Origin of the sequence: Streptomyces sp. NPDC048001 (assembly GCF_043203115.1) — a bacterium.
Taxonomy (GTDB): Bacteria; Actinomycetota; Actinomycetes; order Streptomycetales; family Streptomycetaceae; genus Streptomyces; species Streptomyces sanyensis.
Map to the genome: position 1 here is coordinate 316,382 of NZ_JBIDBN010000003.1, position 25,532 is coordinate 341,913.

24 protein-coding genes are annotated in these 25,532 nt (G+C 76.3%); 12 read left to right on the top strand and 12 right to left on the bottom strand.

All coding sequences use genetic code 11. The annotated features are described in order from the left end of the window. Positions 1–271: 271 nt before the first annotated feature. From ACGF15_RS07945 to ACGF15_RS07960, 4 genes are all read left to right on the top strand, one after another. A complete protein-coding gene (locus tag ACGF15_RS07945) occupies positions 272–2,161 on the top strand; it encodes a methylmalonyl-CoA mutase family protein (RefSeq protein WP_392797214.1) in 1,890 nt (629 codons plus the stop codon). Further along, positions 2,161–4,368 carry a methylmalonyl-CoA mutase gene (gene scpA / locus ACGF15_RS07950; protein WP_345615595.1) on the top strand — a complete coding sequence of 736 codons (2,208 nt, stop codon included), beginning with the start codon at positions 2,161–2,163 and terminating at the stop codon, positions 4,366–4,368. Before ACGF15_RS07945 ends, scpA begins: the two co-directional genes overlap by 1 nt. A gap of 6 nt (positions 4,369–4,374) precedes the next feature. Then, on the top strand, positions 4,375–5,406 hold the full coding sequence (gene meaB, locus ACGF15_RS07955; protein ID WP_345615596.1) for a methylmalonyl Co-A mutase-associated GTPase MeaB: 1,032 nt from the start codon (positions 4,375–4,377) through the stop codon (positions 5,404–5,406). A 185-nt stretch (positions 5,407–5,591) separates the two neighbouring features. Beyond that, positions 5,592–6,131, top strand: a complete 540-nt coding sequence (locus ACGF15_RS07960) for a type 1 glutamine amidotransferase domain-containing protein (protein ID WP_392797216.1) — start codon at positions 5,592–5,594, stop codon at positions 6,129–6,131. A 131-nt stretch (positions 6,132–6,262) separates the two neighbouring features. Here the strand turns inward: ACGF15_RS07960 and ACGF15_RS07965 are convergent, their stop codons facing one another. From ACGF15_RS07965 to ACGF15_RS07975, 3 genes are all read right to left on the bottom strand, one after another. After that, positions 6,263–6,529 (bottom strand): DUF6158 family protein, encoded by a 267-nt coding sequence (locus ACGF15_RS07965; RefSeq protein WP_360649416.1) that lies wholly within the window; start codon positions 6,527–6,529, stop codon positions 6,263–6,265. Positions 6,530–6,952: 423 nt separating this feature from the next. Then, positions 6,953–7,189, bottom strand: coding sequence for a hypothetical protein (locus tag ACGF15_RS07970; RefSeq protein ID WP_345615599.1), 237 nt, complete (start codon positions 7,187–7,189; stop codon positions 6,953–6,955). Between the two features lie 92 nt (positions 7,190–7,281). Next, positions 7,282–7,728 carry an ATP-binding protein gene (locus ACGF15_RS07975; RefSeq protein ID WP_392797219.1) on the bottom strand — a complete coding sequence of 149 codons (447 nt, stop codon included), beginning with the start codon at positions 7,726–7,728 and terminating at the stop codon, positions 7,282–7,284. Positions 7,729–7,854: 126 nt separating this feature from the next. On the opposite strand from ACGF15_RS07975, the gene ACGF15_RS07980 reads away from it, so the two are divergent. Then, positions 7,855–8,757, top strand: a complete 903-nt coding sequence (locus ACGF15_RS07980) for a SigB/SigF/SigG family RNA polymerase sigma factor (protein WP_345615601.1) — start codon at positions 7,855–7,857, stop codon at positions 8,755–8,757. Between the two features lie 27 nt (positions 8,758–8,784). On the opposite strand, the gene ACGF15_RS07985 is transcribed toward ACGF15_RS07980, so the two are convergent. Both ACGF15_RS07985 and ACGF15_RS07990 read right to left on the bottom strand, forming a co-directional pair. Beyond that, positions 8,785–9,237: an ATP-binding protein gene (locus ACGF15_RS07985; RefSeq protein ID WP_392797221.1), complete on the bottom strand. Its 453-nt coding sequence runs from the start codon at positions 9,235–9,237 to the stop codon at positions 8,785–8,787. A gap of 34 nt (positions 9,238–9,271) precedes the next feature. After that, positions 9,272–9,649 (bottom strand): STAS domain-containing protein, encoded by a 378-nt coding sequence (locus ACGF15_RS07990; protein WP_256523659.1) that lies wholly within the window; start codon positions 9,647–9,649, stop codon positions 9,272–9,274. Positions 9,650–10,002: 353 nt separating this feature from the next. Here ACGF15_RS07990 and ACGF15_RS07995 point away from each other — a divergent pair, with 353 nt between their 5' ends. Beyond that, complete coding sequence (locus tag ACGF15_RS07995) at positions 10,003–10,803, top strand: SigB/SigF/SigG family RNA polymerase sigma factor (protein ID WP_345615603.1); 801 nt, start codon at positions 10,003–10,005, stop codon at positions 10,801–10,803. A 30-nt stretch (positions 10,804–10,833) separates the two neighbouring features. On the opposite strand, the gene ACGF15_RS08000 is transcribed toward ACGF15_RS07995, so the two are convergent. The 3 genes from ACGF15_RS08000 to ACGF15_RS08010 all read right to left on the bottom strand — a co-directional run bounded on the left by ACGF15_RS08000 (position 10,834) and on the right by ACGF15_RS08010 (position 13,448). Then, positions 10,834–12,111 (bottom strand): aromatic acid exporter family protein, encoded by a 1,278-nt coding sequence (locus ACGF15_RS08000; RefSeq protein WP_345615604.1) that lies wholly within the window; start codon positions 12,109–12,111, stop codon positions 10,834–10,836. An 84-nt stretch (positions 12,112–12,195) separates the two neighbouring features. Further along, on the bottom strand, positions 12,196–12,441 hold the full coding sequence (locus ACGF15_RS08005; RefSeq protein WP_345615605.1) for a DUF5133 domain-containing protein: 246 nt from the start codon (positions 12,439–12,441) through the stop codon (positions 12,196–12,198). 170 nt (positions 12,442–12,611) lie between these two features. Further along, on the bottom strand, positions 12,612–13,448 hold the full coding sequence (locus ACGF15_RS08010; RefSeq protein WP_345615606.1) for a VOC family protein: 837 nt from the start codon (positions 13,446–13,448) through the stop codon (positions 12,612–12,614). Between the two features lie 272 nt (positions 13,449–13,720). Here ACGF15_RS08010 and ACGF15_RS08015 point away from each other — a divergent pair, with 272 nt between their 5' ends. Next, positions 13,721–14,623, top strand: a complete 903-nt coding sequence (locus tag ACGF15_RS08015; protein WP_362615461.1) for a LysR family transcriptional regulator — start codon at positions 13,721–13,723, stop codon at positions 14,621–14,623. 54 nt (positions 14,624–14,677) lie between these two features. On the opposite strand, the gene ACGF15_RS08020 is transcribed toward ACGF15_RS08015, so the two are convergent. Together ACGF15_RS08020 and ACGF15_RS08025 are read right to left on the bottom strand one after the other, a co-directional pair. Further along, on the bottom strand, positions 14,678–15,916 hold the full coding sequence (locus tag ACGF15_RS08020; RefSeq protein ID WP_362615462.1) for a cation:proton antiporter: 1,239 nt from the start codon (positions 15,914–15,916) through the stop codon (positions 14,678–14,680). Between the two features lie 3 nt (positions 15,917–15,919). After that, positions 15,920–16,390, bottom strand: a complete 471-nt coding sequence (locus ACGF15_RS08025) for a cation:proton antiporter regulatory subunit (protein WP_392797225.1) — start codon at positions 16,388–16,390, stop codon at positions 15,920–15,922. Positions 16,391–16,632: 242 nt separating this feature from the next. Here ACGF15_RS08025 and ACGF15_RS08030 point away from each other — a divergent pair, with 242 nt between their 5' ends. Beyond that, the gene (locus tag ACGF15_RS08030) at positions 16,633–17,748 is read left to right on the top strand and encodes a LysR family transcriptional regulator (protein ID WP_362615464.1); all 1,116 of its coding nucleotides are present in this window, start codon (positions 16,633–16,635) and stop codon (positions 17,746–17,748) included. A 70-nt stretch (positions 17,749–17,818) separates the two neighbouring features. Then, on the top strand, positions 17,819–19,186 hold the full coding sequence (locus tag ACGF15_RS08035; protein WP_392797227.1) for an alpha-lytic protease prodomain-containing protein: 1,368 nt from the start codon (positions 17,819–17,821) through the stop codon (positions 19,184–19,186). 122 nt (positions 19,187–19,308) lie between these two features. On the opposite strand, the gene ACGF15_RS08040 is transcribed toward ACGF15_RS08035, so the two are convergent. Then, entirely contained in the window at positions 19,309–21,327 is a 2,019-nt protein-coding gene (locus ACGF15_RS08040) for a SpoIIE family protein phosphatase (RefSeq protein WP_392797358.1), read from the bottom strand. Positions 21,328–21,618: 291 nt separating this feature from the next. Continuing rightward, the gene (locus ACGF15_RS08045; RefSeq protein WP_345615612.1) at positions 21,619–22,062 is read right to left on the bottom strand and encodes a hypothetical protein; all 444 of its coding nucleotides are present in this window, start codon (positions 22,060–22,062) and stop codon (positions 21,619–21,621) included. Positions 22,063–22,279: 217 nt separating this feature from the next. Here ACGF15_RS08045 and ACGF15_RS08050 point away from each other — a divergent pair, with 217 nt between their 5' ends. From ACGF15_RS08050 to dhaK, 3 genes are all read left to right on the top strand, one after another. Next, a complete protein-coding gene (locus ACGF15_RS08050) occupies positions 22,280–23,734 on the top strand; it encodes a chloride channel protein (RefSeq protein WP_362613556.1) in 1,455 nt (484 codons plus the stop codon). Next, positions 23,731–24,291 (top strand): ion channel, encoded by a 561-nt coding sequence (locus ACGF15_RS08055; protein ID WP_362613553.1) that lies wholly within the window; start codon positions 23,731–23,733, stop codon positions 24,289–24,291. The genes ACGF15_RS08050 and ACGF15_RS08055 overlap by 4 nt, the downstream gene beginning before the upstream one ends. A 243-nt stretch (positions 24,292–24,534) precedes the next feature. Further along, positions 24,535–25,527: a dihydroxyacetone kinase subunit DhaK gene (gene dhaK / locus ACGF15_RS08060; RefSeq protein WP_362613550.1), complete on the top strand. Its 993-nt coding sequence runs from the start codon at positions 24,535–24,537 to the stop codon at positions 25,525–25,527. The last annotated feature ends 5 nt before the right edge of the window (positions 25,528–25,532 follow it).

Genomic DNA, 25,532 nt, shown 5'->3' on the forward strand with positions numbered 1-25,532 from the left:
TGGTCCACCTGCTTCCTTCTCCGCATGCGTCGTGCCGCCCGGCGGGCCCTGCCCGCAAGCGGCACCCGGTCCCTCCCGGAGCGCCGTCGTTCCCGGCGCGCCGTGCCCCCCCGGCTACCCGGCGAGGGCCTCCGCATGTCCCCGGCTCGCTGTCATGTCCACGGACTTCCGGATAGTGCACGCAGCGCGGTGGATCAAGTGCGGACCGAAGAGGGCAAGGTCACAGCCCTGTCCTCTCCGCTCCTTCGTGGCGCTGGCCTAGCATCTGAGCATGACGGTCCTCCCCGATGACGGGTTCTCTCTGGCCGCCGAGTTCCCGGATGCGACGCACGAGCAGTGGCAGCGCCTCGTGGAAGGCGTCCTCCGCAAGTCCGGCAAGGACGCACAGGGTTCGGCCGCCGAGGACGCCCTGTCCACGGCACTCGAGGACGGGATCACCACCCGTCCCCTCTACACCGCCGGCAGCGGCGCCGCGACGCCCGGGCTGCCCGGCTTCGCCCCCTACGTGCGCGGCGGGCGGGCCGAGGGCGGCGTGCTCTCCGGCTGGGACGTGCGCCAGCGGCACGACCGCCCCGACGCGGCACGCACCAACGAGGCGGTCCTCGCCGACCTGGAGAGCGGCGTGACCTCGCTCTGGCTCACGGTCGGCCCGGCGGGCGTGCCGGTCGAGGCGCTCGGCACGGCGCTGGACGGCGTCCTGCTGGACCTCGCACCGGTCGTCCTGGACGCGGGGCCCGGGTTCGAGGCGGCGGCACAGGCGCTGCTGGCGCTGTACGGGGAGCGGGGGATCGCCCCGGAGGCGGCGCTCGGGAACCTGGGCGCCGACCCCTACGGCCTCGCGGCCCGCACCGGGGACCACGGGGCGCTGGCCGAGGGCGTCGCCGCCGCGGCCGGGCTGGCCGCGCGCTGCGCCGCCCGCCACCCGCAGCTGCGGGCGGTCACCGTGGACGCGCTGCCGTACCACGAGGCGGGCGCGAGCACGGCCCAGGAGCTCGGCTGCGCCCTGGCCACGGGCGTCGCCTGGCTGCGTGAGCTGACCGCGGCCGGGCTGGAGCCGTCGGCCGCGGCGGGCCAGCTGGAGTTCCGCTACGCGGCGACCGCCGACCAGTTCCTCACCATCGCCAAGCTGCGCGCGGCGCGGCGGCTGTGGTCCCGGGTCGCGGAGGTCTCCGGCGTGGCGGGCGGCGGGGCCGCGCAGCGGCAGCACGCCGTCACCTCGCCGGTGATGATGTCCCGCCGCGACCCGTGGGTGAACATGCTGCGCACGACGGTCGCCTCGCTGGCCGCCGGGGTGGGCGGGGCGGACGCGGTCACCGTGCTCCCCTTCGACCACGCGCTCGGGCTGCCGGACGCCTTCGCCCGCCGGATCGCGCGCAACACCTCGACGATCCTGCTGGAGGAGTCCCACCTGGGCCGGGTCGTGGACCCGGCGGGAGGCTCCTGGTACGTGGAGCGGCTGACGGAGGAGGTCGCCCGGGCCGGCTGGGCGTGGTTCCAGGAGATCGAGCGTGCGGGCGGGCAGGCGGCCGCGCTCCGCGGCGGGCTGGTCGGCGAGCGGATCGCCGCGACCTGGGAGGCCCGCTCACGGCGGCTGGCGACCCGCCGGGAGCCGGTGACGGGCGTGAGCGAGTTCCCGCTGCTGTCCGAGGCGGCGGTGGAGCGCGACCCGGCGCCCGGGCGGCCCGCCGGGGGGCTGCCCGTGGTCCGCCGGGACGAGCGGTTCGAGGAGCTGCGCGCCCGGTCCGACGCCCATCTGGCGGCGACCGGTGCCCGCCCGAAGGTCTTCCTCGCGGCACTGGGCCCGGCGGCCGCGCACACCGCCCGGGCGACCTTCGCGGCCAACCTGTTCCAGGCGGGGGGCATCGAGCCGGTCCACGGGCCGATGCCCATGGAAGCGGCCGCGGCCGCGGCCGGGCGGGCGTTCGCCGCCAGCGGCGCCGCGGTCGCCTGCATCTGCTCCAGCGACGCCCTCTACGAGGAGGGCGCGGCCGGGGTGGCCGAGGCGCTGAAGGCGGCCGGCGCGGTGCGGGTGTTCCTCGCCGGGCGGCCCGGCGGGCTGCGGGAGACGTACGAGAAGGCCGGGGTCGACGAGTTCGTCGTCGCGGGCGGTGACGCGGTCGCCGTCCTGGGCTCCGTCCTCGACCGGATCGGAGTGGCGTGATGGGCATCCCTGACTTCACGGGGATCGAGCTGGGCCCCGCCGAGGCGGGCCGGGCGACCGAGCAGGACTGGCGGGCCGCCGTGGAGGCGTCCACCGGCAAGGACGCGGGCGAGCTGGTGTGGGAGACGCCCGAGGGCATCCCGGTCAAGCCGCTGTACACCGACCGGGACCTGGAGGGCGTCGACTTCCTGGCGACCTATCCGGGCGTCGCCCCCTTCCTGCGCGGGCCGTACCCGACGATGTACGTCAACCAGCCCTGGACCATCCGGCAGTACGCCGGGTTCTCCACCGCCGAGGAGTCCAACGCCTTCTACCGGCGCAACCTCGCGGCCGGGCAGAAGGGCCTGTCGGTCGCCTTCGACCTGCCCACCCACCGGGGGTACGACAGCGACCACCCCCGGGTGACCGGCGACGTCGGCATGGCGGGCGTGGCGATCGACTCGATCTACGACATGCGCCAGCTGTTCGACGGCATCCCGCTGGACCGCATGAGCGTGTCGATGACGATGAACGGCGCGGTGCTGCCCGTGCTGGCGCTGTACATCGTGGCCGCCGAGGAGCAGGGCGTACCGCCCGAGAAGCTGGCCGGGACCATCCAGAACGACATCCTCAAGGAGTTCATGGTCCGCAACACCTACATCTACCCGCCCGGCCCCTCGATGCGGATCATCTCCGACATCTTCGCGTACACCTCGCAGCGGATGCCGCGCTACAACTCGATCTCCATCTCCGGCTACCACATCCAGGAGGCCGGGGCCACGGCCGACCTGGAGCTCGCCTACACCCTCGCCGACGGCCTGGAGTACCTGCGCGCGGGCATCGGGGCCGGGCTGGACGTGGACGCGTTCGCCCCGCGGCTGTCGTTCTTCTGGGCGATCGGGATGAACTTCTTCATGGAGGTCGCCAAGCTGCGCGCCGCCCGGCTGCTGTGGGCGAAGCTGGTGAAGGGCTTCGACCCGAAGAACCCCAAGTCGCTCTCGCTGCGCACCCACTCGCAGACCTCGGGCTGGTCGCTGACCGCGCAGGACGTCTTCAACAACGTCACCCGCACCTGCGTCGAGGCGATGGCGGCCACCCAGGGCCACACCCAGTCCCTGCACACCAACGCCCTGGACGAGGCGCTGGCGCTGCCGACCGACTTCTCGGCGCGCATCGCCCGCAACACGCAGCTCCTGCTGCAGCAGGAGTCGGGGACCGGCCGGGTGATCGACCCCTGGGGCGGCAGCGCCTACGTGGAGCGGCTCACCCGCGACCTCGCCCACCGGGCCTGGCAGCACATCGAGGAGGTCGAGGCGGCGGGCGGCATGGCCGCGGCGATCGACGCGGGCATCCCGAAGCTGCGCGTGGAGGAGGCGGCGGCACGGACCCAGGCGCGGATCGACTCCGGCCGGCAGCCCGTGATCGGCGTCAACAAGTACCGGGTGGCCTCCGACGAGCAGATCGAGGTGCTCAAGGTCGAGAACTCGCAGGTGCGCGCCCAGCAGGTGGAGAAGCTGCGGCGGCTGCGGGCGGAGCGCGACGAGGCGGCCTGCCGGGCGGCACTGGCGGCGCTGACGCGGGCCGCGCAGGACGGGCCGTCGCGGGGCGACTCCCTGGAGGGGAACCTGCTGGCGCTCGCCGTGGACGCGGCCCGCGCCAAGGCGACCGTGGGCGAGATCTCCGACGCCCTGGAGCAGGTGTACGGCCGGCACGCCGGCCAGATCCGTACGATCTCCGGTGTGTACCGCAACGAGGCAGGGGAGTCGCCGTCCGTGGACCGCACCCGCGCCCTGGTGGACGCCTTCGAGGAGGCCGAGGGGCGCCGCCCGCGCATCCTGGTCGCCAAGATGGGCCAGGACGGGCACGACCGGGGCCAGAAGGTGATCGCGACCGCCTTCGCCGACCTGGGCTTCGACGTGGACGTCGGCCCGCTGTTCCAGACGCCCGCCGAGGTGGCGCGGCAGGCGGTCGAGGCGGACGTGCACATCGTGGGCGTCTCCTCGCTCGCCGCCGGGCACCTGACGCTGGTGCCGGCGCTGCGCGAGGAACTGGCGGCGGAGGGCCGCGAGGACATCATGATCGTCGTCGGCGGTGTGATCCCCCCGCAGGACGTCCAGGCGCTGCACGACGCGGGCGCCGCGGCCGTCTTCCCGCCGGGCACGGTGATCCCGGACGCCGCGCGGGACCTGGTGCACACCCTCGCCCGCTCGCTCGGCCACGACCTCTAGGAACCCATGCCGCCGACGATCGACCTCGATGCGTATGTGAAGGGCGTGCGGGAGGGCTCCCGGGCGTACACCGCCCGGGCCGTCACCCTGGTGGAGTCCACCCGGCCCGACCACCGGCCGCTCGCGCAGCGGCTGCTGACGGAGCTGCTGCCCTACAGCGGCGACGCCGCCCGGGTGGGTGTCAGCGGTGTCCCCGGCGTGGGCAAGTCGACCTTCATCGACGCGCTGGGCACGATGCTCACCGGCCGCGGGCACCGGGTGGCGGTGCTGGCGGTGGACCCGTCGTCCACCCGGACCGGCGGCTCGATCCTGGGCGACAAGACCCGGATGGAGCGCCTGTCGGTGGACCCGGCGGCCTTCGTGCGCCCCTCCCCGAGCGCGGGCACCCTCGGCGGGGTGGCCAAGGCGACCCGCGAGACGATGATCGTGATGGAGGCCGCGGGCTACGACGTGGTGCTGGTGGAGACGGTCGGCGTCGGCCAGTCGGAGACCGCGGTCGCCGACATGGTGGACTCCTTCCTGCTGCTCAGCCTCGCCCGGACCGGCGACCAGCTCCAGGGCATCAAGAAGGGCGTGCTGGAACTGGCCGACGTGATCGCCGTCAACAAGGCCGACGGTCCCCACGAACGCGAGGCCCGCACCGCCGCACGGGAGCTGGCGGGCGCCCTGCGCCTGATGCACCCCCACGGGCACGCCTCGGCGGGGCCCGGGGAAGGCGGTGCGGCCGAGGCCGCCTGGACCCCGCCCGTGCTGTCCTGCAGCGCCCGGGAGGGCACCGGACTCGACACCGTGTGGGAGCGGCTGGAGCAGCACCGGAGCCTGCTGCAGTCGACCGGGCGGCTCGCCGCGAAGCGGCGGGAGCAGCAGATCGGCTGGACCTGGTCGATGGTCCGCGACACGCTGATGGACCGCCTCCGGCGGCACCCGGAGGTGCGGGAGGTCGCCGCCCGGGTGGAGACCGAGGTGCGCGCGGGCAGGCTCACGGCCACGCTGGCGGCGGAGCGGATCCTGGAGGCGTTCGCCCGCCCGGCCGACTGAGGGGCCCGGTGGACCGGAGGGGGCGGGCACGCACGGGGCGGCTCGGGCCCGCCGGGCGGGCTCCCGGCCGCCTCCGGCCGCTCCCCCGCTGCCACGTGTCACTCCGCCCGCCGCGGGTACCCGGGGTCACCGCGGGCGGGAGCGCCCGCCCGGAGCGGGAAGCCCCCCGCGGAAGGGAGCCGGCCATGCGGATCGCGTTTCTCACCGCCCACGAGGGCGTGGAGCAGATCGAACTCACCGTGCCCTGGCAGGCCCTGCGGGGCGCCGGGCACGAGACCCGGCTCCTCGCCACCCGCCCGGGCACGGTGCGGGCCTTCCGTCGGCTGGAGGCGGCGGACGCCTTCCCGGTCGACGAGGTCGTCGCGGAGGCGTCCCCCGCGGACTACGGCGCCCTCGTACTGCCCGGAGGCGTCGCCAACCCCGACGCCCTGCGCACGGACGTGCGGGCGGTGGCCTTCGCCCGGGCCTTCATGGAGGACGGCAGGCCCGTGGCGGCCATCTGCCACGCCCCGTGGCTCCTGGTGGAGGCCGACGTGGTCCGGGGCCGCACGCTCACCTCGTGGCCGAGTCTGCGCACGGACATCACCAACGCGGGCGGCATCTGGCTGGACGAACCGGTGCGGGTCTGCAGCGCGGGCGCCGGGCCGCTGGTGACCAGCCGGCGGCCGGGAGACCTGGACGCCTTCCTCGGGGCCCTCACCGGGGTCCTCGATTCCGGCCGGTGACGGCGTCCCCCGGCGGCGCGGCCCGCGCGAGGGCCGGGGCCGCCGGGGAGCCGGGGCGCGTCCGCGCCCGCCCGGCCGGGGCGGCCGGGCGGGCGGTGCCGGGACCGGGGCGATGCCGAGGACCGGGGCGCTCAGGCCCCCCGGGCGCGGGCGCCTTCCCGGGTGCGGCCCGCGGCGGGCGCCCGGTCGCGGTGGCGCCTGAGGTACTCGGCCTCCAGGTCGCCCATCCGCGTGTCATGGGCCGCCAGCGCGGCGGCCGAACCGTGCAGCAGGGTGTCGTGGCGGCTGCGGTGGATGGCCTCCAGCTCCCGCAGCAGGTCCGGCTCGCTCAGCGTCGCGGGGTCCACCCCCCGGGGTCCGCCGCCGGTGCCCGGCTGCTCCTGCCCGTTGTCGGTCATGGGTCCCGTCCTTCCCTGAGTGCGGCTCCGGCCTCCGCGGGCCGTCCCCACTTCGAGGATCGCCGCCCGCGGCCCCCGGCGCAGGCCGGGACCGCGGGCGGCGCGGTCCCGGCCTGCGCCGGGCGGGAGCCGGGCCCGGTCGCCGGGGGAGCGCCTGAGCTGCCGCCTGTCCATGCCCGACCGGCCCTTGACGCCCCGCTTCCCGGCCTCCTGGTGGAGCTGGTCGTACGTGGGGCCCTCGGCTCCGGTACGGGAGCGCCTGCCCCCGCGGCGCGCGCAGGAGACATCCTCGGTGGGACGGCCTGCCCACGGTCCGCGACTCGCCCGAACGGGCCCGCTCCTTCGCGGCCTGCGCCCACGCGGCGGGAACGGCGCCCGGGGACCCGCGCCATCGGGGCGCCCGGCCCTCGGGAGCGCCGGAGCCTACTTCGCGTGCCGGCCGTGGTGGCGGCGGGCGGACCTGGCGCGCGCGGCCTCGGCCTCGGCCCGGCCCTGCTCGGCCATGCGCCGCCCCTCCCGCTTCCTGCGCTCGTCCTCCAGCACGATGCCGTCGGACTCCTCCATCCGGCCCCTGAGCTCCTTGGCCTTGGCCTTGAACCTTCCGAACATCGTGCGGTCCTCTCCGCGGTCGCCGACCGCCCGGTCGCGGGTGCTGCCCACGGGGCGCCTTCCGCTCTCCACTGTGGCACGCACCCCTGCGCCCGCCATCCGGAGCCGGAGCCGCCCGGCCGGGCGGGCTTCCCGGCAGGGGCTCAGCCGGGGAGGTCGACGGCGAACCACACCGCCTTGCCGTCGCCGCGGCGGGTCCAGCCCCACTCTGCGGCGAGCCGCTGGAGCAGGTACAGGCCGTGTCCCGAGGTCCGGTCGGCACGGTGCCGGGCGGGCGGGCGCGGGCGGGCGGTGCTCGCGTCGCCGACCCGGACCCACAGGCGGCCGGGGCCGCGGACCAGCTCCAGCTCCCGGGGCCCGCCGCCGTGGCGGTAGGCGTTGGTCACGACCTCGGAGACGAGGAGCAGCACGTCCCCGGCCGCCAGGGCGCCCTCGGGGCCCTGGAGCGCGTACCAGTCGCGCAGTGCCCGGCGGGTGAGGTCGCGGCAGTGCCCCACGGCACCCTGGCCCTGCTCCAGCAGGAAGCGCCTGCTCTCCGCGGAGCCGGGCGGATACCCCGTCCTCCGTGTCCTTCCCGGTGCGTGTCCCATGGCCCTGCGGTTTCCCCGGACCGGCGCTTCAACGCATCTGAACCGGAAAAGTTGCGAGAATAGGGATGAAACCGACGGTCCCGCTGCATCCGACAGCGCCGGCCCCCGCTCCGTCGAAGGAATCCGATGTCCAGCTCCCTCCCCGCACCCCCCGCCGGCCGGGCGGCAGCGTCCGGCGGCGGGCTTCCCCCGCGGGGCGCCGCCGGGAACGGCGTCGGCCCCGGCACCACCCTCGCGGCGCTGCCGCCCGTCCCCTCGTCCGTCGGCCCGGCGGACGCGCGGCCCCTCTCCGCGGTGCTCCTCACCCGGCTGGCCGCGCTGGAGGAGGGCACCGCCGAGTACGCCTACGTCCGCAACACGCTGGTGGAGCTGAACCTGAGCCTGGTGCGCTACGCCGCCGCGCGCTTCGCCCACCGCTCCGAGCCGATGGAGGACGTGGTCCAGGTCGGGACCGTCGGCCTGATCAAGGCGATCAACCGCTTCGACCCGTCGCACGGGGCGGGGTTCACCTCCTTCGCGCTGCCCACGATCACCGGCGAGATCAAGCGCTACTTCCGGGATTCGAGCTGGTCCGTGCGGGTGCCCCGGCGCCTCCAGGAGCTGCGCATCGGCCTGGCCAGGGCGATGGACGGCCTGGAGCAGGAGCTGGGCCACCGGCCGACGACCGCCGAGCTCGCCGACCGGCTGCACGTCAGCGAGGCCGAGGTGGTCGAGGGCGAGCTGGCGGCGAACGGCTACGCGGCGCAGTCGCTCGACGCCGCGGTGGGCGAGGACGAGGGGGAGGGCCCGGTCGCGCGGCGCCTGGGCACCGAGGACCCCGCCTTCGCCCTGGTGGAGGAGCTCCAGTCGCTGCGTCCGCTGATCGCCGCGCTCGACGAGCGCGACCGGGCGATCCTGACCCTGCGGTTCCGCGACGAACTCACCCAGGCGGAGATCGGCGAGCGGCTGGGGCTGTCCCAGATGCACGTCTCGCGGCTGCTCTCGGGGATCCTGGCGCGGCTGCGGGCCGGGATGTCGGACGGCCGCTGACGTCGCCGGCGGGGTGCCGCGCCGGGGTCAGGGCCCGGGCCGCAGGACCTCCGCCCAGACGACCTTGCCCGTCCCGCGGCGCTCGGCCCCCCAGCGCCCGGCCAGCCGCTCCAGGACCATCAGACCGTGGCCGCCCGGCTGGGCCGGGCCCGCGGTGGGCCGGCGGCGCGGGAGTTCCGGGCTGCCGTCGGCGACCTCGATCCGCAGGCGCAGCCCGCGCTGCTCCAGCGACAGCTCGCTCGGGCCCCCGGCGTGCAGGCAGGCGTTGGTGACGATCTCGGAGACGAGGAGCAGCACGTCCTCGGAGCACTCCCCCGCACCGTCCCCCCGGTCGGCGCCCGGCCCGGCGGGCCGCGGCCAGCCCCAGTCGTCGAGGGCCTCGTGGGTGAAGTCGCGGCACCGGCCCACGACCCCCCGGGTGCCGAACAGGGCGAGGCGGCGCCGCTGGACGCTCGGGTCGGGGCGAAGGCCGCTGCTCATCGGTCGGCTCCCGTGGACGGAGGGGTGCGTCTTCTCAGGCGGGGTGGCCTCCCGCCAGTGCCGCGTCGAGGTCGGCGTGGACACGGAAGACGCCGTGCGCCCCCGTGATCTCGAACATGCGGGCCACCGGCTGGCGCAGCGCCGCGACCTCGACGGTGCACCCCGCCTCCTGGGCCTCCAGCCGTGCGTGGAGCAGGACGTTCAGCCCGGTGGAGTCGCAGAATCCGAGTTCCCCGCAGTCGACGACGATCCGGGCGGGGCGCTGGGCCACCGCCTCCGCGAGTGCCTCCCGCAGGGGCTCGGCGGTGTCGTGGTCGAGTTCCCCGGAGAGGGCGAGGACGGCCACCTCGCCGCGCCACTCGCCGGTGACGGAGAACCGCCCGTCGGATGCCCCCGCTCCTGCCGAGTCCATCGGGTCCCGCCTCTCTGGCCGTGGGGTCCGCCTGCGGCGCCTGCCGCAGGCGGCGACTCCTCGACTATTGCCCGGCGCGCCGGACCCGGCCACCGGGTGCCGCGGAGCGGCCCGTCTGGCGGGTACCCGCACACGCCGCCGCTACGCGGTCCGGATGCGGACTGCGGGCCTCCCCTCCCCGACGCCCGGGGGAAACAGGGCGAAAGCGGGTGTTTCCGGGAGCCGCGGTCCGGGCAGGCGCGTCGTGTGCCCCGGAGCACACCGCCGCGGGGTCCGGGCCCGTGCCGGGGCACGCACACCCGGACCGCCGCCGCGGACGGCCGCCGCCCCGACCTGCTCGTTCGAGGTGCGCCATGGACCACCGCTCTTCGCGACCCGCCGCCCGGCGGCGCCGCCACCCCGACGCCCCGGACACCTCGGCCGCCTTCCGGGAGCTGGCCGGCCTCGCCGAGGGACCCGCGCGGCGGGAGCTGCGGGAGGAGATCGTGGCGGCCTGGCTGCCCATGGCCGAGCGCATCGCCGGGCGGTACCGCGACCGGGGCGAGTCGCTGGACGACCTCCGGCAGGTCGCCGCCCTCGGGCTGGTGAAGGCCGTGGACCGCTACGACCCGGAGCGTGGCGCCTTCGAGAGCTACGCGGTGCCCACCATCGTCGGCGAGGTCAAGCGCCACTTCCGGGACCACCTGTGGGCCCTGCACGTCCCGCGCCGGGTCCAGGACCTGCGCAACCGGGTGCGCACGGCCCGCGGCGAGCTGGCCCAGTCCGCCTCGGGCCGGTCCCCCACGGTCGCCGAGACCGCCGAGCGCGCCGGGCTCAGCGAGGAGGACACCCTGGTGGGCCTGGCCGCCCTCGACAGCTTCAGCGCCCTGTCGCTGGAGGCCGAGGCGCCGGGCGCGGACGACGGCCACGCGCTGGGCGACACGCTCGGCGCGAGCGATCCGGCCCTCGACGTCCTGGTGGACCGGGAGGCCGTCAAGCCCGGGCTGCGGCGCCTGCCCGAGCGCGAGCAGCGCATCCTCTACCTGAGGTTCTTCCGCGACATGACGCAGAGTTCCATCGCCCGGACCATGGGCATCTCCCAGATGCACGTCTCCCGGCTGATCAGCCGCTCCTGCGACCGCCTGCGCACCGAGGCGACGCAGGACGCCGCCTGACCCGGCCCCTCGCGGCAGGGCACCGCGCCGTCAGCGGCGCCCGCCGCCGCTGCCGGAGGCCGCGGGGCGGCGGGCGCCGTCGCCGCCCCCCGGCCTCCGCCCGGTCGCGCGGTCGCGCAGCGCGGACAGCCGGGGGCGCCGGGCCCGCTGCTCCCGGGTGTGGCGGTCCAGCTCCTCCATCAGGCGGCGGGAGCGGTGGTCGAGGTCCATCTCGTCGAGGATGCGGTCGATCTCCGTCAGCAGCGCCCCGTGCAGCTGCCACTGCCGCGGGGACCTCTGGACGCCTTCGAGCAGGAGGTCGGCCGCGGTGTCCCGGCTGGCGCGCGCCGCGGACAGGTCGCCGGCCAGCCGGGCCTCGGCTGCGTCGGCGTTCCCGCTGTCGCCGGAGGTGACCAGCACCGCGAAGCTGACCATGGCGTCCGCGACGTGCCCGAGGACGTCCTGGAGCGCCGAACCCACCCGGCGGGGGAAGAGGTCCTCGTCCCGGCGGTGCTTGGCCAGGTCCGTGACCGTGCGGGCGATGACCCGCAGGACCACGGCGCAGATCTCCAGGGTGTCCAGGCCCGTGCGCAGCACGATCCGGTTGAGCAGGCCCTCCTTGACCCGCGGGTTGAGCCGCAGGCTGTCCTCCGCCTGGCGCAGTGCCGCGTCGACCTCGGCCACGTCGTTGTCCAGGCGGCGGGCCTCGTGGAGCTTCTCGGCGGCCCGCTCGACGGGCGTGGTGCGGGTGAGCTCGTCCCCGATCCCCAGGAGCAGCCGGCGCATCCGGCGGGCGAGGTCCTCGATGGAGTCGCCCGCGGACGCCACCCAGACCGGCGGCACGAGCACCGTGTTGAAGAGCAGCCCGACGACGGCGCCGATGAGCGTCTCCAGCACCCGGTCCCATGCCGTGTCGGCGACCTGTGTGACGCCGAGGACCAGCATCGCGCTGATGGCCACCTCGGGCACGAACTCCTCGACCCGCGCCAGCCGCCCGACGACCAGGGCGGCGATGATGACGAGGCCGAGGCTCCACCAGCTCAGGCCCACGAGGACGCTGAAGCCGATGGCGATGAGCACCCCGACCACGACGGCGTTCACCCGGCGGATACCGGTGGTGAGCGTGGAGTAGAGCGTGACCTGGACGACCAGCAGCGCCGTCAGGGGGGCGGTCAGCGGCACCGGCTCGCTGCTCAGCTGCAGGGCGACGACATAGGAGAGGGTGGCCGCCGCGCTGGAGCGCAGGGTCTGGGCGACGACGGGGTCCCTGCGCCGCCGCAGGAGGCCGGCGACGGCCCCCGACCGCCGTGGGCGTGCGTCGGGCACCATGCTCCTTCCCGGCCCCCGGGCGGGGCCCTGCGTCCGCGCCCGTGCCCGGCGCGCACGGGGCGCGCCGGGCACGGGCGGGGGGCGTCAGCAGCCCTCGGCGGCCGTCCGCCCGGTCAGGTTCTGCGGGCCGGACGCCATCTGCAGGCGCACGTACCGCTCCGCGGCGAGGACCGCCTCCCGGGCCGTGCGCTCGCACATCAGCACGCACAGCGTGTAGGCGGTGTCCTCGAACGTCCGGCGGGCCTGCTCGTCGTGCGGGGCGTGGAGGAGCCGGTGCTCCTGGGCCCGGTAGCGTGCGACGAGCCTGCTGACGACGCTCGTGTCGGGCATCAGCATCGTGTGTCTCCCGGTTTCTGCGAACCCCCGGCACACGGCGGAACGACGTCCGTCCGGAGCCTCATTGTGGTCCGGTGCGACCCCGTCCGCCAGACGGAGCGTCACCGTCCGTCACCGCCGCCGCCCGGGGGCGGGTCCGGTGGGCGCCCCGCCGGGCGGCGCGGTCAGTGGACCAGCGGGTGGGGCAGGGCGGGCACCATGCCGTCGTAGGAGGAGACGGTGAAGATGGCGCCGTCGGGATCGCGCAGGCTCACCTCCGCCCCGGTCGACGTGGAGCGCTCGCCGAGCAGCGTCGCGCCGCACCGGCGGGCGGCGCTCGCGGTCTCCTCGACGTCCTTCACCGCGAAGTGGACGTGCCAGCGCGGATGCAGCAGGGGGTTGCCCGAGGTGGGGTCGGCGCCGGAGGTGAGGCGGGCGAGGACGCGCCCGTCGCGGTGGAGCAGCACCGCGCCCTCGGCGTAGGTCACCTCGCAGCAGCCCGCGCGGCCGCCGGCCCAGTCGAAGACCTCGCCGTAGAAGATGGCCGAGTCGAAGGCGTCGCGGGACAGCAGCCGGATCCAGGCGGGGGCGTGGTCGCGCCAGGCGGGCCAGTCGTGGACCAGTTCGCCCTCCCACACGCCGAACACGGCCCCGTCCCGGTCGGCGGCCAGCAGCCCGCGCCCGGTCGACAGGGAGATCGGCCCCACGGCCACGGTGCCGCTGCGCTCGCGGATCCGTGCCCCGGCGACGTCCGCGTCCTCGACGGCGAAGTAGGGCGTCCAGGCCACGGCGACGGTCAGCCTCGGTGCGAGCGCCCCGATCCCGGCGACGGGGACACCGTCGGCGAGGGCGATGGTGAAGTCGTCCCCGAGTCTGCCCTTGCGGAACTCCCAGCCGAGGACGGTGCCGTAGAAGTCCTGGGCGGCCCCGAGGTCGCGGGCCATCAGGCTGACCCAGCAGGGGGCGCCGTAGGCGGATTCGCTGGTCGGGGCGGTCACGGACCGGGTCGTCTTGTCGTTCATCACCACGTCCGGCTGTCGGGGCTCCGGTGAGCCGCTGCGCGCTGCAGCGCCGCTCGCCGTGTGCGAGGCGCCGCGTCTGCGGAACCCATGTTCCTCCGTGCGCCGCGAACAGGCTAGCCGGTCGTCACCCCCGGTGACGGGACGGCTCGCCTGTGTCGTCGCGGCGGGTCGGGGCGTCCCGGCGGGCCCGGCCGCTCGGCGCCGCCGCGCCGGGACGCGGCTGCGGGGCATCATGGAGGACGTCAGCCTTCCTGCGGAGGAGGGGGCCGGGAATGACGGGCCTCGACCTGCTGTGGACCTTCCTGGAGGTGTACCGGCGCGGCGTTGCTGCGGCGGCCGGGCGCCTCGGGCTGTCCCGGCAGGAGGTGGGCGAGCGGCTCGACCGCCTGGAGGAGGAGCTGGGGCAGCGGCTGTTCCTGCGCGGTGCGGCGGGCACGGCGCCCACGGCTCCGGCGGCGCGCCTCGCGGCGCGGGTGGGCGCCCCCCTGGACGAGCTGCGGGCGGCCCTGGACCCGGCGGCGGCCGGCGGCCCGCCCGCGGGGACGGTCCGGATCGGCGGCCCGGCGGAGCTGGTGGCCCTCCGGGTGCTGCCCCTGCTGGCGCCCGCCGCCGCGCGCGGCCTGCGGCTGCGGGTGTCCGCGGCGCCGGGCGCCGGGCTGCTGGAGCTGCTGGCCGCCGGGGAGGTGGACCTGGTGGTGTCCGAGGTGCGCCCGGCCGGGCGGGAGCTCGCTGCGACACCGGTGGCCCGGGAGGGGCCGGTCCTGGTGGGGCCGCCGTCGCTGGCGGCGACCGTCGAGCCCGGATGGCTGGCCGAGGACCCGGCCGCCGCCCTGGCCCATCTTCCCCTGGTGGGGTACGCGGCCGGTCTGCCGGGCGTCCGGGAGTACTGGCTGCGCGAGTTCGGCGCCCGCCCGGCGAATCCGGTGGCCGTGACGGTGCCCGACCTGAGGGCGGTGCTGGCCGCGGTGGTGGCGGGCGCGGGGGTGAGCGTCCTGCCCGGCTACGTGGCGGGGCCGGCGCTGTCGGCGGGCCTGGTGGAGCGGTTGCACACGCCCGCCGCGGCGCACCCGGAGACGCTGTTCCTCGCCGTACGCGGCGGAGCGCTGGTGTATCCGCCGCTCGCGTGGGTCCACGAGCGGCTGCGCACCCGCCTGCCCCGAGGGGGCGGCGGGTGACGCGGGGAACGGCCGCCCGTCCCGGCTCCGGCGGGAGCCGGGACGGGAGCGCCGTCAGTCGCGCGCCTCGACCCTCTCCCCGAGGGCGTCCGGCTCCGGGGCGACGGGCGGCGGGGGCGGGGGGGTGCGCCGGGCTGCCAGCCGGGCGGTCAGCCGCGTGCCGATCGGCTCGGTGAACCGCGCGGTCAGCGGCCCGAGGACCACCAGGATGAACACATAGGCCGTGGCCAGGGGCCCGAGGGCGGGCTGGATGCCCGCGGAGACCGCCAGGCCCGCGATCACGATGGAGAACTCGCCGCGCGCGACGAGGGTGCCGCCGGCCCGCCAGCGGCCCCTCGGCCCGATACCGGCGCGCCTGGCCGCCCAGTAGCCCGTGGCGACCTTGGTGAGCGCGGTGACGGCCGCCAGCGCCAGGGCGGGCAGCAGCACCGGGGGGATCTCCGCCGGGTCGGTGTGCAGGCCGAAGAAGACGAAGAAGACCGCGGCGAACAGGTCCCGCAGGGGGCTCAGCAGGGTGTGGGCGCCCTCGGCCACCTCGCCGGACAGCGCGATGCCGACGAGGAAGGCGCCCACCGCGGCGGACACCTGGAGCTGCTGGGCGATCCCTGCGACCAGCAGGGTCAGGCCGAGGACGACGAGCAGCAGCTTCTCGGGGTCGTCGCTGCTGACGAAGCGGGAGATGACGCGCCCGTAGCGCAGGGCGGCGAAGAGGACCAGCCCGGCGACGCCCAGGGCGATGGCGAGGGTGACGCTGCCCGCGGCCAGGCCCACGCCGGCGAGCAGCGCGGTGATGATCGGCAGGTAGACGGCCATGGCCAGGTCCTCCAGGACCAGGATGCTGAGGATCACCGGGGTCTCCCGGTTGCCGACCCGGCCGAGGTCGCCGAGGACCTTGGCGATGACGCCGGAGGAGGAGATCCAGGTCACGCCCGCGAGGACGACCGCGGCCACCGGGCCCCAGCCCATGAGGAGTGCCACGGCCGCGCCGGGCAGGGCGTTGAGGGTGAAGTCGACCAGGCCCGCCGGGTACTGGGACTTCAGGTTCGAGACCAGATCGCTGGCGGTGTACTCCAGGCCGAGCATCAGCAGCAGGAGGATCACGCCGATCTCGGCGCCGATGGCGACGAACTCCTCGCTCGCGCCGAGCGGCAGCAGGCCGCCCTCGCCGAAGGCCAGGCCGGCCAGCAGGTACAGCGGGATGGGCGAGAAGCGGAACCGCCCCGCGAGGCGCCCGAGCAGGCCGAGGCCGAGGATGATCGCGCCGAACTCGATCAGGAAGACAGCGGAGTGCACCGATCACTCCCTTCCGAGGATCCCGGCGGCGGCGTCGACGCCCTCGCGCGTGCCGACGACGATCAGCGTGTCCCCTCCGGCGAGGCGGTAGTCCGGCCCCGGCGAGGGGACGGCCTCGGCCCGGCGCAGCACCGCGACCACCGACACCCCCGTCTCCGTGCGCAGCCGCATGTCCCCCATCACCCTGCCGTTCCACACCGAGTGGGCGGACAGCTCGACGCGCTCCGCGACCAGCCCGAGGTCGGTGGTGTGCAGGACGTTGGGGTTGTGGTGGTCGGGCATCAGGGCGTCGATCAGCGAGGCCGTCTCGGCGCCGGTCAGGTGCAGCGACTGGGCGCAGGCGTCGGGGTCGTCGGACCGGTAGACGTTGACCGACCGGGTCCCGTCCCGGTGGGCGACCACCGACAGGTGCCGGTGCTCGCGCGTGGTGAGGTCGTACTGGACACCGATGCCGGGCAGCGGTGTCGTGCTCATCCGTGGAGCGGGCACGGCCCGTCCTCCTTGTGTGTGCGTTCGGCGTGTCCGCCCGCCCGGCTGGGCCGCCCGGCGGAGGTCACGGGCCGGTCGGCCGGTGGATCCGCGCCATCGTTTCATCCCGGTCGCCCCGGCCGGTAGCGGGTGCGGGCGCACCGGCTCGGGCGGGCCCGCCGCCGCTCCCGGTCACTGGTATGGACCAACTCCTTGCCGGGGCGGTCCCGCGACGCCAAGCTGCGTCCATGGAACTGGAGTTGCGGCATCTGAAGACGATCCGGGCCATCGCGGAGGCCGGCAGCCTGACCAAGGCGGCGACGGCTCTGGGGCTGGCCCAGCCGGCGCTCAGCGCGCAGCTGCGCAGGATCGAGCGGTCGCTCGGGGGCGCGCTGTTCGAGCGCGGCCGCAGCGGTGTGCGGGCCACGGCACTGGGTGAGCTGGTACTCGACCGCGCCCGGGTGGTCCTGCCCGCGGTGCACGAACTGCAGGAGGAGGCGGTGCGGTTCGCCCGCTCCCGGGAGGGCGGCCGGCAGGGCTTCCGGCTGGGCGGGACGCACGGCCCGCTGCTCGGCGGGCTGGTCGACCGGCTCGCGGCGGCGCAGCCGGAGGCGAACGTGGCCACGCACACCTCCTGGTCCGAGCGGGAGATCGCCGCGCAGGCCGTGGACGGCAGGCTGGACTACGCCCTGATCGGCACCTGCGGGGAGAGCGCCCCGCCCGAGGCCGGCCGGCTGGCGTGGACGGAGGTGGCCCGCGACCCGGTGTTCGCGATGCTCCCGACGGGGCACCCGCTCGCCGGCCGGGAGGAGGTGGCGCTGGAGGAGCTGGCGGGCGAGGCCTGGGCGGACGTCCCCGGCGACGGCTGCTTCGGCGACTGCTTCGCGGCCGCCTGCGTACGGGCGGGCTTCACCCCGGCGCGGGTGTACGAGACCGACACCGCCTCCTGTGTCCATCTGGTGCAGGTGGGGCGGGCGGTGGGGCTGTGCCGTGCCACGTTCCCCGCGACACCGGGGCTCGTCACCCGCGCTCTCGCGGGCACGCCCCTGGTCTGGCGCCACCTGCTGGGGTGGCACCCCGCGTCCCCGGCCGCGGCGGACGCGCCCGCGGTGATCACCCATGTGCGGCGGGCCCACACCGAGGCGGCACGGCGCAGCCCCAGCTACGCCCGCTGGCTGGACGCGGGCGGCCGCGCGGCGCTGCGCCTGCCCGTCGCGGGGCAGGACTCCGCGCGGGCCCCGGCCCCGCCGGGCCGGGAGCCCCGCGGGAGGAGCGGGGAGCCGCGCGCGGGGGGTCCGCCCCGCGGGAGCGGTCGGCCGCACGGGGGCGGGGCACGCCATAACGCCGTGCAGGGGGCCGGTTGACAGCTGACGCACCGCCAGGGCCGCTCCCTACGGTTTCGGCACACCTCAACCGAGACCGAGGGGACTCCCCATGTTCCACAGACAAGCCAGAGCGGCGTGTGCCGGCGCGGTCGCCGTCGGCGCGCTGGTGCTGGCCTCGCTCCAGGGCACCGCGGCGGCCCACCCGACCGCCGCGGACCCGGCGGTGGACACCGCCGCGGCCACGCTCGCCGTGGACGCCGCCCAGCCGGAGCTGCTGCGCGCCATGGAGCGCGACCTGGGCCTGACCCGGACGCAGGCCGAACGCCGGCTGGTCAACGAGGCGGAGGCCGGCGCCGCCGCCGCCGTGCTCCGCCAGAAGCTGGGCGGCTCCTTCGCGGGTGCCTGGGTGTCCGGCGCCGAGTCGGGCACGCTGACGGTGGCCACCTCGCGGAGCTCGGACCGCGCGGCGATCCGCGCCGCGGGGGCCGAGGCGGAGGTCGTGCCCCACACCCTCGGCGAACTCGACCGCGCCAAGGGCGCCCTGGACCGGGCCGCCGGGCGGCACGGCTCCACCGCCGTCCCCGTCTGGTACGTGGACGTGCGGGCGAACACCGTCGTGGTGCGGGCCGCCGACACCGCCGCGGCCGAGGCCCTGATCACCGCCAGCGGGGCCGACCGCGACCGGATACGCGTCGAGGCCACCGCCGAGCAGCCGCGCCCGCTGTACGACATCCGCGGCGGCGACGCCTACTACATGGGCAGCGGCGGCCGCTGCTCGGTCGGCTTCGCGGTCACCCGCGGCACCCAGCAGGGCTTCGCCACCGCCGGGCACTGCGGCCGTGCGGGCACCTCGACGAGCGGCTACAACCGGGTCTCCCAGGGCTCCTTCCAGGCGTCCACCTTCCCCGGCCGGGACACCGCCTGGGTGCTGACGAACAGCCAGTGGACGGCGACCCCGTACGTCAAGGGCGCGGGCGGGGCGAACGTGCAGGTGACCGGGTCCGTGCAGCAGCCGGTCGGCGCCTCGGTGTGCCGCTCCGGCTCCACCACCGGCTGGCACTGCGGCACGATCCAGCAGCACAACACCAGCGTCACCTACCCCGAGGGCACCATCACCGGTGTGACCCGGACCTCCGTCTGCGCCGAGCCGGGCGACTCGGGTGGCTCCTACATCTCGGGCAGCCAGGCGCAGGGGGTCACCTCCGGCGGCTCGGGCGACTGCCGCACCGGCGGCACCACGTACCACCAGCCGATCAACCCGCTGCTCCAGGGGTACGGGCTGACCCTGAGGACCACGACCGACCCGGGACCCGGCGATCCGCCGGACGAGCCCGGCGGGACCTGGGCCGCAGGGACGGTCTACGCGGCGGGTGCCCAGGTCACCTACGGTGGCGCGACCTACCGCTGCATCCAGGGCCACCAGGCCCAGAGCGGCTGGGAGCCCCCGAACGTCCCCGCGCTGTGGCAGCGCCTGTGACGGGGTGACCGACCCGGGTGCGCCGCGGGCTGAGGGGCCGCGGCGCACCCGGCGGTGCCCGGCCGGGGTCGTGGACCCGGGAGGGCATGCGTCCGGCCGGGCGGCGGGGGCCGCCCGGCCGGTCAGCCCGTGGCGCGGGCGATGAGCAGGGCGACGTCGTCGGGGGTGTCGGGGCGGCGCAGCGACCGCAGCAGCCGGTCGCAGGTGTCGGCGAGCGAGTCGTCGGCGGTCTGCAGCAGCGCGGTCAGCGAGCGCAGGCGGATGTCGATGTCCTGGTCCCGGGTCTCGACGAGCCCGTCCGTGTACAGGACGAGGACGTCGCCGGGGTCGAGGCCCACCGTGATGCTGCGCAGGGCGACCCCGCCGACGCCGCCGACGCCGAGCGGTGTGCCGGTGGGCAGGTCGAGCAGGCGCGGGGCGCAGCCGCGGCGCACCAGGACGGGGGGAAGGTGCCCGGCGTTGGCGAGGCAGACCTGGGCGCGGTGCGGGTCGTAGACGGCGTAGATGCAGGTCGCGATGTACGGGTCGAGGCCCGCGGTGATCTCGTCCAGGTGCCGCAGCACCACGGCCGGGTCGAGCGCGAGCCGGGAGAGGGTCTGCGTCGCGGTGCGCAGCCGCCCCATGGCGGTGGCGGCGTTGATGCCGCTGCCCATCACGTCGCCGACGACCAGCGCGGTGCGCTCGCGGTCCATGGGGACGACGTCGAACCAGTCGCCGCCGATCTCGCTGCCGGCCCGGGCGGGCTGGTAGCGGGAGGCGGCCTCCAGGCCCACCAGGCGCTGCGGCATCTCCGGGAGCATGCTCCGCTGCAGGGTGAGTGCGGTCTCGCGCTGCTGCCGGTACCAGCGGGCGTTGTCGATGCAGACCGCGGCGCGGGAGGCCAGCTCGGTGGCGAGCAGCACGTCGTCCTCGGTGAACGGCTCCTCGTTGCGGGCCCGCTTGAGGTCCAGCGCGCCGAGCACCTGGCCGCGGGCGGTGAGCGGGACCGCCAGGTAGGAGTGGACTCCGGCGCGGGCGAGCAGGCCCGCGGCGTGCTCGTCGCGGGCGATGTCCCGCAGGTGGCCCTCCTCGACCCGCGGGACCAGCACCGGGCGGCCGGTCCGCACGCACCGGGTGACGAGCCGGCCCGCGACGTAGCGGGCGATCTCGCCCGGCGGGTCGGCCGCCCGGACGGCGACGGTCGGGTAGGCGGCGGCCACGGCGAGGGCCCTGATCAGGGCGGGGCCGTCGTCCCCCTCCGGGGTGGGACGGGCACCGGGGTCGGTGAGGATGCGGTCGAGGACGTCGACGGCCGCCACGTCCGCCAGCGCGGGCACGGCGACCTCGGCGAGCTCCCGGGCCGTCTGCTCCAGGTCCAGGGTGGTGCCGATGCGCACGGAGGCGTCGGCGACGAGCGTCAGCCGGCGGCGGGCCCGTTCGGCCTCGGTCGCCGCCCGGTGCCGGTCGGTGACGTCGATGACGGACACGGCCAGCCCGAGGACCCTGCCCCCGGGGTCGTCCAGGCGGTGCAGGGACACCGACCAGGCGTGCTCCCCGTCCTCGGCCCCCGGCGGGCGGCCGAGCACATGGCGGTCGACCAGTGGCCGGCCGCTGGCCAGCACCCCGCGCATGGCGGCCTCCAGCCTGTCGGCGTCGCCGAAGGGGAGCGTCTCGCGGATCGGGTGCCCCACGAGTTCGCCCGCGGGCCGGCCGCCGATGCGCTCCAGGGCGGGGTTGACGGCCACGCAGCGCAGGTCGGTGCCGAGGACCAGCACACCGATCGGGGACTGGTCGACGAGGCGGACGGAGAGCGCCAGGTCCCTCTCCACCCGGCGCAGGGTCGCCTGGTCGGTGGCGAGGCCGAGGGCGTAGTACCCCCCGAGGTCGTCCTGGAGGCGCATGTTGCGCCACTCCAGCGGCAGTGTCGTGCCGTCCTTGCGGCGGACCCGGAAGACCCCCTCCCAGCCCTCCCCGCTCTCCATGACCTCGCGGAACAGGTTGAGCACGAGGTCCAGGTGCTCCTCGGCGACCAGCAGCCGGGCCGCGTACTGGCCGAGGGCCTCCTGGGCGGAGTAGCCGAGCAGCTGCTCCGCCTGCGGGCTCCACAGCACGACCCGGCCCTGGGCGTCGAGGACGACGGCGGCGACGCCGAGCACGTCCATCAGCCCTCCGGGCGGCGACAGCGCGGCATCCGTGGTGCCGTCGTCGGCGAGACCGGCACGGAACAGGTCGGCGCTGCCCACCGTCGCTCCTTCCCCTGTCGCGGTGCGCGGGGGCCTGCGACGGCTCGCAGCTCCCCGCACCGGGATGACGGGTACCCCCATACTCCCTCCGCCGCGGCCGGTGCCGCAGCCCCCGGGGCCGGACGGGTTCCCGCCCAGGCACCCGGGTCCGGGCGGAGGGCGCCCGCCCGGCGCCGCCGCCGCCCCGCACGGGGGCGGCGGGGCCGGCGCTCAGGGGGCGCTCAGGGGACTGTCGTGGGACTGGTAGGCGGCAAGCGCCCAGATGACGAAGACGTCGATGGCGATCATGATCACCGACCAGATCGGCGCGTACGGCAGGAAGAGGAACTGGGCGATGAGGGAGAGCGAGGCGAGCACGATGGCGGTGTAGCGGGCCCACGGCGCTCCCTTGAGGACCCAGGCGCCGACGAGGACCACCAGGAGGCCCATGATCAGGTGGATCCAGCCCCATCCGGTGAGGTTGATGCGGTACACGTAGTCGCCGACGCGGCCGTACCAGTCGTCCTCGGCGATCGCGGCGATCCCCTGCAGTGCGGCGAGGACGCCGCCGCAGATCATCAGGATCCCGGCGAAGACCACTCCGCCGGTGACCCAGCCGCTCCGGGGATCGGGGACCGGCGGCCGTGCTCCCGCCGGCGGTGTCTGCTGGCTCATGGACATGCTCCTTCTGCGGCCCGTGCCGTGTCGCGCGGGGCTTCGAGCGTCCCGGGCGGGCGGGGATCCCACCCGCCGGCGGGGGCCGAACGGGTGGTCGCGCCCCCCTTCGCGGGACGCGCGGCGGTGCGGTGCGTCACCCGGACCGGTCAGTCCGCCGGGCGCGGTGCCCGCGCTCCGGCGTTGACTGGGGCGGACGGCGACTGCGGGAGGGCCGATGGCCGAAGCGACCGGTCTGCGCGAGATGCTCCACAACCGGGGCTACGCGCGGCTGCTGGTGGCGTCCGCGGTCATCGGCGTCCCGATCGCGCTGGCCTGCTTCTTCTTCGTCAGTGCCCAGCACCAGCTCCAGCACTGGGTGTGGGAGACCCTTCCCAGGAAGGCCGGGTACGACCAGGCGCCCTGGTGGTGGCCGCTGCCCGCGCTGCTGCTGGCCGGACTGATCCTGGCGCCGATCGTCACCCGGATGCCCGGCCGCGGGGGGCATGTGCCGGTGCACGGACTGGGCGGACCTGTGCTGGGCCCCCGGGCCCTGCCCGGCGTGGTGCTGGCGGCCGTGGCGACCCTGCCGCTGGGCGTGGTGCTCGGCCCCGAGGCCCCGCTGATGGCCGTCGGCAGCGGGCTGGCGCTGCTGGTGCTGCGGCCCGCCCAGCGGGAGGCCGAGCCGCAGGCGGCGATGGTGCTGGGCACGGCCGGGTCCACGGCCGCCATCTCCACCATCCTGGGCGGCCCGGTGGTCGCCGCCGTGCTGATGCTGGAGGCCGCGGGGCTCGCGGCCCCCCGGATGGTGATCCTCCTGCTGCCGTGCCTGCTGGCCAGCGGGGTCGGGGCGCTGGTCTTCACCGGCTTCGGCAACTGGACGGGGCTGTCCATCGGCGCACTGTCGCTTCCCGAGGTCCCGCCGCCCGCCTCGCCCGACGCGGGGGACTTCCTGTGGGGCGTGCCGCTGGCGGTGGTCCTGGCCTTCGTCGTCACCTCGATGCACCGCGTCGGACGGGTGACCGCCGCCTGGACCGGCCGCCGCACGGCCCTGCGCACCGTGCTGTGCGCCGCCGCCGTCGGGGTGCTGCTGGCCGCGTACGCGCTGCTGACGGGCCGCAGTCCCACGGAGGCGGCGCTGTCCGGGCAGGCGGGGCTCGCCGAGCTGGCGGCCCACCCCCACTCCTGGTCGGTCGGGGCCCTGCTGGTGCTGATGCTGTGCAAGGGCCTGGCCTGGGGCGTGTGCCTGGGCAGCCTGCGTGGGGGGCCGATCTTCCCGGCGGTGCTGATCGGGGCGGCGGGCGGCGTCGCGGTGTCCGGGCTGCCGGGGCTGGGCACCACGCCGGCGCTGGCCGTGGGCCTGGTCACGGCGGCCGCCGCGATCACCCGGCTGCCGGTGACCAGCGCGGTGCTGGCGATGCTGCTGCTGGGCCCGGACGCCCAGCAGCAGATGCCGCTGATCACGGTGTGCGCGGTGGTCGGCTTCGTGACCGCCGAGCTGCTGGAGCGCCCGCCGGGCGAGCCCGCCGCCGGGGACGGTGCCGGGGACGGCGCGCCGGGCGTCCCCGGGGCGGGGCCGACCGGCGTCGCCGCGCAGGGCGCGGACGGCGCCGGGGGCGCCGGGCGAGGGCCCGGTGCGGGCGGCGGAGGGGCCCCGAAGGGGGACCCCCGGGCCGAGGGCGGCAGGCCGTGAGGCGCCCGCGCCCCCTGCGCCGCCTGCGCGACGCGGATCCCGCGGTGCGGTGGTCGGCGGCGACGGCGGCCGTCGCGCTGATGGCGGTGGCCTACTTCCTGCTGCCCATCAACCACCTGGGGCCGGAGCGGCCGACGCTCAGCTGGGTGGTGTTCTGCGTGGCGCTGGTGTCGATCGCCCTGCTGCTGCTGCACCAGATCCGCAACGTCATCCTGGACCGGCCCCACGCCCGCCCCGCGCTCGCGATCATGCTGCTCGTCAGCATGTCGGTGGTGGTCTTCGCGGGCGCCTACCAGGCACTGGCCCAGAAGCCGGGCGAGTTCGAGGGACTGAGCACGCGGGTGGACGCGCTCTACTTCACGGTGGTGACCCTGGCGACGGTGGGGTACGGCGACATCGTGCCCACCGGGCAGACCGCCCGGGTGGTGGCCGTGGTGCAGATCCTCTACAACGTGGTCTTCCTGACCGCCGCGACGACCACCGTCTCCCGCCGGGTGCGCAGCCAGGTCAGCCGCAAGCTCGGCCGCCAGGCCGGACCGGCGGAGGAGGAGGGGTGAGGCCCCCGACCTCGGTGCCGGGACCTTCGGGCCGCGGTCGCGCCGGGTGCCGCCGTTGCGGCCGCGGCCCGTCCCGGGGATCCTGGCACCCGTCGGCGGTGCCCCGCCGGGCCGGCGTCCGCACCGCGGCGCGAGCGCCCGCGGCACCCGCCGGCGCGCAGGGCGCCGGAGTTCGTTCCGCCTCCCCGCACGGGGCACCGCCCCGGCGGGGAGCACATCGGCGAGGCCGCCAGGAGGAATGCGTTGAGGATGCTCATCAATGTGCCGGAGACGGTGGTCCCGGACGCCCTCAGGGGGATGGCCGCCGCCCACCCCGAGCTCGCCGTCGACGTGGACAACCGGGTGATCGTGCGCGGCGACGCCCCGGTGGCGGGGAAGGTCGCCCTGGTCTCCGGCGGGGGCTCGGGCCACGAGCCGCTGCACGGGGGCTTCGTGGGGCCGGGGATGCTCGACGCCGCCTGCCCCGGCGAGGTCTTCACCAGCCCCGTTCCGGACCAGATGGTGCGGGCCGCCGCCGCGGTCGACAGCGGCGAGGGCGTGCTGTTCGTCGTCAAGAACTACACGGGCGACGTGCTGAACTTCGCGATGGCCGCCGAACTGGCCGAGGACGAGGGGGTGCGGCTGGCGACGGTCCTCGTCGACGACGACGTGGCCGTGACCGACAGCCTCTACACCGCCGGGCGCCGGGGCACCGGCGCCACGCTGCTGGTGGAGAAGATCGCCGGGGCGCTGGCCGAGGAGGGCGCCCCGCTGGAGCGGGTGGAGGCGGTGGCCCGGAAGGTCAACTCCTCGTCCCGCAGCTTCGGGGTGGCGCTCAGCGCCTGCAGCACGCCCGCCAAGGGCGGCCCCACCTTCGACCTCCCGGCGGGCGAGCTGGAGCTGGGCGTCGGCATCCACGGCGAACCGGGCCGCGAGCGGCGGCCGATGATGACCTCCGGGGAGATCGCGGACTTCGCGGTGGAGGCCGTCCTGGACGACCTGCAGCCCACCGGTCCGGTGCTGGCGCTGGTCAACGGCATGGGCGCCACCCCCCTGCTGGAGCTGTACGGCTTCAACGCGGAGGTGCAGCGGGTGCTGGGCAGCCGCGGGGTGCCCGCCGTCCGCACCCTCGTCGGCAGCTATGTGACCTCGCTGGACATGGCGGGCTGCTCGGTGACGCTCTGCCAGGCGGACGAGGAGCTGCTGCGCCTGTGGGACGCCCCGGTGGCCACCCCGGCCCTGCGCTGGGGCCGCTGACGCCC

Excerpts from the sequence above, each read along its gene's own strand:
- ACGF15_RS08035 (WP_392797227.1), top strand. The coding sequence starts at position 17,819 with ATGTTCCACAGACAAGCCAGAGCGGCGTGTGCCGGCGCGGTCGCCGTC.
- ACGF15_RS07945 (WP_392797214.1), top strand. The coding sequence starts at position 272 with ATGACGGTCCTCCCCGATGACGGGTTCTCTCTGGCCGCCGAGTTCCCG.
- ACGF15_RS08050 (WP_362613556.1), top strand. The coding sequence starts at position 22,280 with ATGGCCGAAGCGACCGGTCTGCGCGAGATGCTCCACAACCGGGGCTAC.
- scpA (WP_345615595.1), top strand. The coding sequence starts at position 2,161 with ATGGGCATCCCTGACTTCACGGGGATCGAGCTGGGCCCCGCCGAGGCG.
- ACGF15_RS08015 (WP_362615461.1), top strand. The coding sequence starts at position 13,721 with ATGACGGGCCTCGACCTGCTGTGGACCTTCCTGGAGGTGTACCGGCGC.
- ACGF15_RS07960 (WP_392797216.1), top strand. The coding sequence starts at position 5,592 with ATGCGGATCGCGTTTCTCACCGCCCACGAGGGCGTGGAGCAGATCGAA.
- ACGF15_RS08025 (WP_392797225.1), bottom strand. The coding sequence starts at position 16,390 with ATGAGCACGACACCGCTGCCCGGCATCGGTGTCCAGTACGACCTCACC.
- ACGF15_RS07965 (WP_360649416.1), bottom strand. The coding sequence starts at position 6,529 with ATGACCGACAACGGGCAGGAGCAGCCGGGCACCGGCGGCGGACCCCGG.
- ACGF15_RS08000 (WP_345615604.1), bottom strand. The coding sequence starts at position 12,111 with ATGGTGCCCGACGCACGCCCACGGCGGTCGGGGGCCGTCGCCGGCCTC.
- ACGF15_RS08005 (WP_345615605.1), bottom strand. The coding sequence starts at position 12,441 with ATGCCCGACACGAGCGTCGTCAGCAGGCTCGTCGCACGCTACCGGGCC.
- ACGF15_RS07995 (WP_345615603.1), top strand. The coding sequence starts at position 10,003 with ATGGACCACCGCTCTTCGCGACCCGCCGCCCGGCGGCGCCGCCACCCC.
- ACGF15_RS07990 (WP_256523659.1), bottom strand. The coding sequence starts at position 9,649 with ATGGACTCGGCAGGAGCGGGGGCATCCGACGGGCGGTTCTCCGTCACC.
- meaB (WP_345615596.1), top strand. The coding sequence starts at position 4,375 with ATGCCGCCGACGATCGACCTCGATGCGTATGTGAAGGGCGTGCGGGAG.
- ACGF15_RS08030 (WP_362615464.1), top strand. The coding sequence starts at position 16,633 with ATGGAACTGGAGTTGCGGCATCTGAAGACGATCCGGGCCATCGCGGAG.
- ACGF15_RS08010 (WP_345615606.1), bottom strand. The coding sequence starts at position 13,448 with ATGAACGACAAGACGACCCGGTCCGTGACCGCCCCGACCAGCGAATCC.
- ACGF15_RS08045 (WP_345615612.1), bottom strand. The coding sequence starts at position 22,062 with ATGAGCCAGCAGACACCGCCGGCGGGAGCACGGCCGCCGGTCCCCGAT.
- ACGF15_RS07980 (WP_345615601.1), top strand. The coding sequence starts at position 7,855 with ATGTCCAGCTCCCTCCCCGCACCCCCCGCCGGCCGGGCGGCAGCGTCC.
- ACGF15_RS08040 (WP_392797358.1), bottom strand. The coding sequence starts at position 21,327 with ATGGACGTGCTCGGCGTCGCCGCCGTCGTCCTCGACGCCCAGGGCCGG.
- ACGF15_RS07975 (WP_392797219.1), bottom strand. The coding sequence starts at position 7,728 with ATGGGACACGCACCGGGAAGGACACGGAGGACGGGGTATCCGCCCGGC.
- ACGF15_RS07985 (WP_392797221.1), bottom strand. The coding sequence starts at position 9,237 with ATGAGCAGCGGCCTTCGCCCCGACCCGAGCGTCCAGCGGCGCCGCCTC.